General features: G+C 59.4%; 7 protein-coding genes, 2 tRNA genes and 2 pseudogenes. 6 read left to right on the top strand and 5 right to left on the bottom strand.

Annotated elements, in window-relative coordinates; translation table 11 throughout:
• Window positions 1-51 precede the first annotated feature (51 nt).
• Window positions 52-128 (top strand) — tRNA-Arg (locus tag APH42_RS28140).
• 397 nt (window positions 129-525) lie between these two features.
• Complete coding sequence (gene mgtE / locus APH42_RS28135; RefSeq protein WP_012273555.1) at window positions 526-1,968, top strand: magnesium transporter; 1,443 nt, start codon at window positions 526-528, stop codon at window positions 1,966-1,968.
• 106 nt (window positions 1,969-2,074) lie between these two features.
• On the opposite strand, the gene APH42_RS28130 is transcribed toward mgtE, so the two are convergent.
• Window positions 2,075-2,401 carry an Arc family DNA-binding protein gene (locus APH42_RS28130; RefSeq protein ID WP_012273554.1) on the bottom strand — a complete coding sequence of 109 codons (327 nt, stop codon included), beginning with the start codon at window positions 2,399-2,401 and terminating at the stop codon, window positions 2,075-2,077.
• A 69-nt stretch (window positions 2,402-2,470) separates the two neighbouring features.
• Between APH42_RS28130 and APH42_RS30015 the strand changes: the two genes are divergently transcribed.
• From APH42_RS30015 to APH42_RS28120, 3 genes are all read left to right on the top strand, one after another.
• Window positions 2,471-2,650: a hypothetical protein gene (locus APH42_RS30015; RefSeq protein ID WP_148043785.1), complete on the top strand. Its 180-nt coding sequence runs from the start codon at window positions 2,471-2,473 to the stop codon at window positions 2,648-2,650.
• A gap of 97 nt (window positions 2,651-2,747) precedes the next feature.
• On the top strand, window positions 2,748-3,341 hold the full coding sequence (gene phnN, locus APH42_RS28125) for a phosphonate metabolism protein/1,5-bisphosphokinase (PRPP-forming) PhnN (RefSeq protein ID WP_060494704.1): 594 nt from the start codon (window positions 2,748-2,750) through the stop codon (window positions 3,339-3,341).
• A 111-nt stretch (window positions 3,342-3,452) separates the two neighbouring features.
• Window positions 3,453-3,529, top strand: a tRNA-Arg gene (locus tag APH42_RS28120).
• A 95-nt stretch (window positions 3,530-3,624) separates the two neighbouring features.
• Here APH42_RS28120 and APH42_RS28115 read toward each other — a convergent pair.
• From APH42_RS28115 to APH42_RS28105, 3 genes are all read right to left on the bottom strand, one after another.
• Window positions 3,625-4,992, bottom strand: a complete 1,368-nt coding sequence (locus APH42_RS28115) for an amino acid permease (RefSeq protein WP_060494703.1) — start codon at window positions 4,990-4,992, stop codon at window positions 3,625-3,627.
• Between the two features lie 181 nt (window positions 4,993-5,173).
• The gene (locus APH42_RS28110; RefSeq protein ID WP_012273551.1) at window positions 5,174-5,500 is read right to left on the bottom strand and encodes an AzlD domain-containing protein; all 327 of its coding nucleotides are present in this window, start codon (window positions 5,498-5,500) and stop codon (window positions 5,174-5,176) included.
• Complete coding sequence (locus tag APH42_RS28105; RefSeq protein WP_012273550.1) at window positions 5,497-6,231, bottom strand: AzlC family ABC transporter permease; 735 nt, start codon at window positions 6,229-6,231, stop codon at window positions 5,497-5,499. The genes APH42_RS28110 and APH42_RS28105 overlap by 4 nt, the downstream gene beginning before the upstream one ends.
• A 120-nt stretch (window positions 6,232-6,351) precedes the next feature.
• Between APH42_RS28105 and APH42_RS30640 the strand changes: the two are divergent.
• Window positions 6,352-6,486 (top strand): annotated as a pseudogene (locus tag APH42_RS30640) (LysR family transcriptional regulator); the annotation flags it as partial.
• 94 nt (window positions 6,487-6,580) lie between these two features.
• On the opposite strand, the pseudogene APH42_RS28100 reads toward APH42_RS30640, so the two are convergent.
• Window positions 6,581-6,783, bottom strand: a pseudogene (locus APH42_RS28100) (dihydrodipicolinate synthase family protein); the annotation flags it as partial.

The following is a 6,783-nucleotide window of genomic DNA, read 5'->3' as shown; positions in this document are numbered from 1 at the left end:
GCAAGGCTACTTCAGTCAACCAGCGGTAACTGGTTTAAAACTACCAATTGTGGACTCATAGCTCAGCTGGATAGAGTACTCGGCTACGAACCGAGCGGTCGCAGGTTCGAATCCTGCTGAGTCCACCATATCCCATCAAGAAGCCCGCTCAATCGAGCGGGCTTTTTGTTTTTCTGCAGCGCTGAATTGTTGCTCATGTCGATCTACGCTCTTCTGTAATGATTGTGGTGTAGCTTGGCGCCGCGCGCGGCACCCTAAATCAAATGTGCTTTCCCATCCACGACAACCGTCGCACTCATAGCTTCGAGCGTTGTCCCAGCTTTATCGCGCAAACGATTGTTCTAGCCAAAAATTTAAGCGATCTGACAGCTTTAGCAGTGTATGATTGCGCCCGTCAGCCCCGCCGGGGCTTGTGGAAAACCACCATGGACTTACCCAGTAGTTACTCGCTAACAAGATTCATACAGAAAGATCTGACCGATTGATTCTCCCGGCGTGCTCCGCTGCTGGGAGTGGAGTTCGCCTATGACTGAAGTAGAAGTAAAAAAAGCGCAAGAAAGCCTGCAGGATCGCCTGGCCCAGGTGGTCGAACTGCTGCAGCGTCAGCGCGTGGTCGAAGACCTGACCCATCGCCAGGAAGGCGCGCACAACGACCTGGTGGAAAACCTGGTCCACCGCCAGAACCTCGTCGAGCTGCAACGCAAGCTCGATGACCTGCACCCCGCCGACATCGCCTACATCCTCGAAGCCTTGCCCCTGGAAGACCGCCTGACGGTCTGGCAGCTGGTGCGCTCGGATCGCGATGGCGACATCCTGCTTGAAGTTTCCGACTCGGTTCGCCAATCCCTGATCGCCGACATGGACGATCACGAGCTGCTGGCTGCTGCCAAGGAGATGGACGCCGACGAGCTGGCCGACCTGGCCCCTGAGCTGCCGCGTGACGTTGTTCACGAGCTGATGGAAACCCTCGATGCCCAGCAGCGCGAACGCGTACGTTCGGCGTTGAGCTACGACGAGGAGCAGGTCGGTGCGTTGATGGACTTCGAGATGGTCACCATCCGCGAAGACGTCAGCCTGGAAGTGGTGCTGCGCTACCTGCGCCGCCTGAAAGAGCTGCCGAACCACACCGACAAACTGTTCGTGGTCGATTACGACGGCATCCTCAAGGGGGTACTGCCGATCAAGCGCCTGCTGGTCAACGACCCCGAGAAGAAGGTGGCGGAGGTCATGGCGACCGACCCGGTTTCCTTCCAGCCCGAGGAAGATGCCTATGATGCGGCGCAGGCTTTCGAGCGTTATGACCTGGTATCGGCACCCGTAGTAGACAAGAGCGAGCGCCTGATTGGTCGTTTGACCATTGATGAGATGGTCGACCTGATCCGTGAGGAGAGCGAGAGCGAAGTCCTCAACATGGCGGGTCTGCGTGAAGAGGAAGATATTTTCGCTTCGGTGTGGCGTTCGTTTCGCAACCGTTGGGCATGGCTGGCGATCAATCTGATTACCGCCTTTGTGGCTTCGCGAGTGATCGGGCTGTTTGAAGGGTCGATTGAAAAACTGGTGGCGTTGGCTGCGTTGATGCCGATCGTTGCGGGCATTGGTGGCAACTCGGGTAACCAGACCATCACCATGATCGTGCGCGCCATGGCGCTGGACCAGGTGTCGCCAGGCAACACCAGCCGCCTGATGCGCAAGGAGTTGGCGGTGTCGCTGATCAACGGCCTGGTGTGGGGTGGTGTGATCGGTGCGGTGGCGTTCTGGCTGTATGGCAGCTGGTCACTGGGGGTGGTGATGACCGCCGCGATGACCTTGAATCTGTTGCTGGCGGCGCTGATGGGGGTGCTGATCCCGATGACATTGGCCCGCTTGGGGCGCGACCCGGCAATGGGGGCGAGTGTGATGATCACTGCCGTAACCGACAGCGGCGGATTCTTCATCTTCCTTGGCCTGGCTACGCTGTTCCTGCTGTAGGTCGTTTTTCCCCTGTGGGGGCAACCCCCGCAGGGATATGTTGCTGCCAGTCAGTCACCCACAAAAAAGCCAGCTTACGCTGGCTTTTTCATGTTCGCTGCAAACCTCAGGAAGCGTCGGTGGCCATTTCCACATCGTGAGCGATGAGGGCGACCAGGGCGTTTTGCTGGCGGTGGGAAAGTTGGCGGAAGCGCTGCAGCAACTCGCGCTCATGCAGGGACAGTTCAGGGCTGTCCAGGCGCATGCTCAACTCGTCACCCAGCGCGCCTTCCTGGATAAGGCTCTGTTCCAGGCGCGCGATAATCTCGGAGTTCATGCTGCGGTGATGGTTGCGCGCTACCTCGGCAATGCGCTCACGCATCCCGTCTGGCAGGCGGACGACAAACTTGTCAGCGGTGCGGCTGGAATAAATAGCCTGTTTCATTGGGCGCATATAAATTGACCGGAGTTTGGTTCAGGGGAAGCGGTTCTCAAATTGGCCGCACGGGATGGAAGTACGACCGTGGCGACGACAAAATGTTCAACCGTCAGTGAAAAATGGATGCTCATCTTGCCTCATGGTCGCCGTTTCCTTGGCGTCAATTCTGTGACAAATAGTGAGCCGGATAAAGGCTTTATGCCAGTACCAATTATCAGAAATGAGCACTGGTTTGAAAAGTTTTACATACTCCGGCTTGCCTGACCGTCAGTCTTTTGCCGTCAAAAACTGGTAAAACACAGCAAAAGGCCTGGAAAACCCCTAGAATGCGCCGGTTTCCCTTTCATAGAGCATAGTGGCTATGCAACATGACGCAAGCGACCACCGATCAGGGACGGGCCGGTTGATATTTCTGATAGGACCGTCGGGGGCGGGGAAAGATTCCCTGATCGACGCTTCGCGTGAGCGGTTGGAAGCAGCCGGGGTGGAAATTGCCCGTCGCGTCATTACGCGCTCGGCCGAAGCCAAAGGCGAAGCCGCTCAAGGTGTCACGCCCGATCAGTTTGAAGCCTTGCGGGCGCAGGGTGAATTTGCCATGCACTGGCGGGCCAATGGCCTGGACTACGGCATTCCTCGGCAGGTGGACCAGTGGCTGGCGGCGGGCAGGTCGGTGTTGGTGAATGGCTCGCGGGCTTATCTGGCAGAGGCTTGTCAGCGCTATCCGGACTTGCTGGCCGTGATGGTCGAGGTCAAGCCGGAGGTACTGCGCCAGCGCTTGTTGGCCCGGGGCCGGGAAACTGCAGATGAAGTGGAACAGCGTCTGGCACGCAGCGTTCGCTTGCGTACGGCAACAGACCCGTCGGTGCATGTGCTGGACAACTCCACTGCACTGGAGGTGGCTGTCGCGGGGCTTTTCGCGGTGCTGTGCGACGAGGGTGTGTTACCTCGGGCATAGCGCTTCCAGAAAAGGATTACGCGAAAAAGCCCGGCGCAGACATGACAAATGCCAGCATGCTGGTTAACATGCTTGCCGTCCCGCTGTGCAGCGCTTGCTGCCGGTGCTTGCGTCTCAGTAGCTCAATTGGATAGAGCATCCCCCTCCTAAGGGGAAGGTTGCAGGTTCAATTCCTGCCTGGGACGCCATTTCTACCCTTTCCTACACACCCGCCTCACATCCATTGCAACGCGCGATGGTAATTCCATTTGCCCGCGGTCAATGCGCGGCAATCCCCTTGCTCTCAGTTGGTCGCCAGCTTGCCGGTCAGGCGCTGACGCATCACGAAGTACCCCGCCACGACCAGCAGCACCGTCAGCACCGTGAACCAGAACTGGAAGCGCGACGCCGGTTCGAACGCCTGAGTGCCGATCACCGTCAGCAAGGCGAGCAGCGCAACGATGTTGGCATACGGGAACAGCCAGGCGCGGAAGGCGTTCGGGTCGATCGCTTCGTGGCGGGTTTTCCAGCGCATGGCAACATGGGCGATGATGATGAAGATCCATACGACCATCACCAGGCTGCCGGTGCTCTTGGCCAGGGTCATGAACAGGTCGCCGCCGCTGACAAAGTGCACGGTCAGGATCTGGGTGCAGATCGACAGGCTCAGCAGCAGTGCATTGATCGGCACGCCCTTGGCGCTGGTGCGCGAGAACAGTTTGGGCGCGTGACCGCGTTGGCTCAGCGAGAACAGCATGCGCGAGTTGGAGAACATGAACGAGTTCATCACCGACATGAACGAGACGAACAGCACCAGTTTCATGGCTACCGCAGCACCACCGAAACCGGCCAGGCTGAACAGTGAAACGTAGGGCGAGGCCAGGTTGGCCTTGTCGGTCCACGGCAGGCACAGGATCAGGATCGACACTGAACCCACGTAGAACAGCATCACCCGCAGGATCACGCTCTTGATCGCGCGAATCACGTTCTGCCTTGGGTTCTCCGATTCACCTGCAGCCACAGCGGCAATTTCGCTGCCGCCCAGCGAGAAGATCACCACGATCACGCCGGCCATCACCGGAGACAGGCCATTGGGCATGAAGCCGTCATGGGCGGTGAGGTTGACCAGGCCGGGCGAGGGAATGTCGCTGTGCAGGCCAAGCAGGATCGAGAGGCCCAGCAGCATGAAGATGAGGATGGTCGCCACTTTCATCGCCGCCAGCCAATACTCCACTTCGGCAAACGAACGCACCGAGTAGGCGTTGCTGGCCATCAGGGTCACCAGCATCAGGAAGGCACCCGCCCAAATCGGCAGCCAGGGCAGGAAGTCATGCAAGATCGCGCCCAGCAGCACCGCCTCGAGGGTGATGGTCATCATCGACTTGAACCAGTACAGCCAGCCAACCGCAAAGCCGGCCCAGTCGCCGAGGTAGGTGTTGGCGTAGGTCGAGAACGACCCGGCATCCGGGTTGCGGCAGGCCATTTCGCCAAGCATGAACATGACCAGGGTAACCACCAGGCCGCCAATGAAATACGACAAAATGGCCGCAGGCCCCGCCGATGCGATCAGTGAGCCTGAGCCCATGAACAGCCCTGCACCGATCACCCCACCCAGCGCGATCATGGTGATATGCCGCTGCTTGAGGCTTTGCTTCAAACTGTTGGATTGCATTTCCTTGTCCTCTCTTATTATGGGGGGATCCGATAACGTCCCCCAACGCAGGCATCGTCATGCGCCTGCGTCCACGCGTGGCAAGTAGCTACCAGCCTGCCACCATGGACAATAAGGCCAAGGACCTCAAACGAATTCTGTGCAGAACATCCTGCCGATTTTTCCTGAGGGCTGTTTGTGGCTATAGCCCCCAGTGCTTGAGCGCCCATAACACGCCCATGCCCACTACCAGTGTCAGCAACGTACTACGCGTGCGCCACGCCACCAGTGCCGCCAGTACCGCCGCCGGTATCTGCGGGTTCATCCAGTCGAACCCGGCATGACGGTCCGGGAACACCACCGCCGGTAGTACCAGTGCTGCCAGTACGCTGGCCGGCACATACGCCAGTGCCCGGCGAAACAGCGGTGGAATGCGCAGCACCGTGTGCAGTTCGATGAACGACAGGCGGATGGCGAACGTGCCCAGGCCGATCAGGGCGAAGGTTATCCATTGAGTCATTTCGCTCATGATGCTTCCTGTTCGCTGTTGGCTTCAGGCATTGCTTGCGGTGTTTTCCAGCTCTCGATAACCAGCCCGGCGGTGATGCCGCCCAACGCACCCGTCAGCAGGCCGAGGTTGTACGGCAGGTCGGCTGCCAGCACGGCGAGCACACCACCGGTCAGCGCCGCGCCAAGCGTGGCTGCATTGCGTATGCCGGGTATCAACAGGGCCAGGAACGACAGGGGGATGGCGAAACCCAGCGACCAGTCTTCCGGAATGCCCGCGCCCAGGTACATACCAGCCAGCACCGAGAGGTTCCAGCCGAAGAACATGGTGATAGCCGTACCGGCGTAGTAGGGGTAGGCATGCTGCCCCAGCCCACCCGCGCCGATCTTCAGCGTGCACAGGGCGAACGACTGGTCGGACAGCATGTAGGCCATCGGCCATTTTTGCCGGCGCGGCAGCTGCCCCAGGTGCGGGGCCAGGCTGGCGCTGTACATCAGGAAGCGCAGGTTGATGACCAGCGCGGTAACCACCATGGTCACCGGGAGGGCGGCGTTCTGCATCAACTGCATTACCACCATCTGCGCCGACCCGGAATAGAACAGCAGGGTCATGCCGATGGCATCGGACGGTGACAGGCCCATGCCGATGGCGGTGACCCCGGTGATCAGGCCAAAGGGCACGATGCCAGAGGTCAAGGGCAGGGCGTTGTGGGCACCCTGCCTGAACGCTTGGGTCCCGCTGTTGTACGGCATTTGATTTCCTTGAAGGTATTCGGACGGTGCCAGTCAGGCAGCTCCACGTTAATGCGTGTGACAGTTGGTCACAACGTCAAATTCTTGGAATGATAGGCCCGAAAAAATAGGCCTGAAGCCGTGTACCTCGATAGCCCCACCCGTCATGCCCTGTCACTCAATGCCTTGCGAGCCTTTGAAGCGTCTGCGCGCCTGGGCGGCTTTGCCCGTGCCGCATTTGAACTCAAGGTAATTCCCCGTGCCACCGCTGCATTGCCGATGTGGGCTGGAGTGATTGGGCGGTGTGGAGCGGTGCGCTGATGCCCGGGCACAAGTTCATCGCCCGCTCCCTCAGAGAACCGTGGCTGCCTCAGGCCAGGTTCTGCTCGGCCGACCAGCTGGCGTACCAGCTACGGAACAGCGCGTATTGCTGCTCGGCATAGTTGCGCTGGGCGTCGGTCAGCACGTCGGTCTGGTTGAAGTGCAGGCTGTACTCAGTGTCGCCGTTCAGCACCATCAGGTGCTTGTAGTACAGCACCAGGTCGCAACCTTCATCGAACGACGACAGCACCG

Source organism: Pseudomonas sp. NBRC 111140 (genome assembly GCF_001320885.1).
Lineage (GTDB): Bacteria > Pseudomonadota > Gammaproteobacteria > Pseudomonadales > Pseudomonadaceae > Aquipseudomonas > Aquipseudomonas putida_P.
This window is presented reverse-complemented; position numbering and strand designations above follow the sequence as displayed.

What these genes read in the sequence shown, in the direction of transcription:
- APH42_RS28130 (WP_012273554.1), bottom strand. Translation starts at nt 2,401, where the DNA reads ATGCGCCCAATGAAACAGGCTATTTATTCCAGCCGCACCGCTGACAAG.
- mgtE (WP_012273555.1), top strand. Translation starts at nt 526, where the DNA reads ATGACTGAAGTAGAAGTAAAAAAAGCGCAAGAAAGCCTGCAGGATCGC.
- APH42_RS28105 (WP_012273550.1), bottom strand. Translation starts at nt 6,231, where the DNA reads ATGCCGTACAACAGCGGGACCCAAGCGTTCAGGCAGGGTGCCCACAAC.
- APH42_RS28115 (WP_060494703.1), bottom strand. Translation starts at nt 4,992, where the DNA reads ATGCAATCCAACAGTTTGAAGCAAAGCCTCAAGCAGCGGCATATCACC.
- phnN (WP_060494704.1), top strand. Translation starts at nt 2,748, where the DNA reads ATGCAACATGACGCAAGCGACCACCGATCAGGGACGGGCCGGTTGATA.
- APH42_RS28110 (WP_012273551.1), bottom strand. Translation starts at nt 5,500, where the DNA reads ATGAGCGAAATGACTCAATGGATAACCTTCGCCCTGATCGGCCTGGGC.